We start from the raw sequence: 783 nt of genomic DNA, 5'->3' as shown, positions 1-783 counted from the left end.
CCTCCGCCTGGATTATAGGTCGGAAAATTTGTTGAATTAGTCCGCCCAACCACGAAAACATTTCCACCTCCATCTGTTGAAATTGAATGCGCAGCATCACTCCCACCTCCCCCATAATAAGTAGCCCACTGCCTTACTCCTGCATTCGTGAATTTCAATATAAATGCATCATACAACCCCGCATTGCTTCCCTGAAAATATGCACCTCCGCCTGGATTATAGGTCGGAAAATTAGCTGAATTAGTCTCCCCAGCCACGAAAACATTTCCACTCGCATCTGTTGAAATTGAATATGCATAATCATTCCCACTTCCTCCATAATAAGTAGCCCACTGCCTTACTCCTACATTCGTGAATTTCAATATAAATGCATCAACATACCCCGCATTGCTTCCCTGAAAATATGCTCCTCCGCCTGGATTATAGGTCGGAAAATTAGCTGAATTAGTCTCCCCAGCCACGAAAACATTTCCACTCGCATCTGTTGAAATTGAAAGTGCAGCATCACCCCCACTTCCCCCATAATAAGTAGCCCACTGCCTTACTCCTGCATTCGTGAATTTCAATATAAATGCATCAGCACCCCCAGCATTGCTTCCCTGAAAATATGCTCCTCCGCCTGGATTATAGGTCGGAAAATTTGTTGAATTAGTCCCCCCAGCCACGAAAACATTTCCGCCTCCATCTATTGAAATTGAATATGTATACTCATTCCCACTTCCCCCATAATAAGTAGCCCACTGCCTTACTCCTGCATTCGTGAATTTCAATATAAATGCATCA

1 protein-coding gene is annotated in these 783 nt (G+C 43.8%); it reads right to left on the bottom strand.

Annotated features, from left to right (window positions below; genetic code table 11):
* A partial coding sequence (locus ABDH49_09205; GenBank protein ID MEN3047117.1) for an SBBP repeat-containing protein occupies window positions 1–783 on the bottom strand: 783 nt, incomplete at both ends.

The sequence above is a fragment of the Candidatus Hydrothermales bacterium genome (assembly GCA_039630235.1).
Taxonomy (GTDB): domain Bacteria; phylum Hydrothermota; class Hydrothermia; order Hydrothermales; family JAJRUZ01; genus JBCNVI01.
Note: the sequence above shows the minus strand (reverse complement) of the source record. Positions and strands in the feature narration are given on the sequence as shown.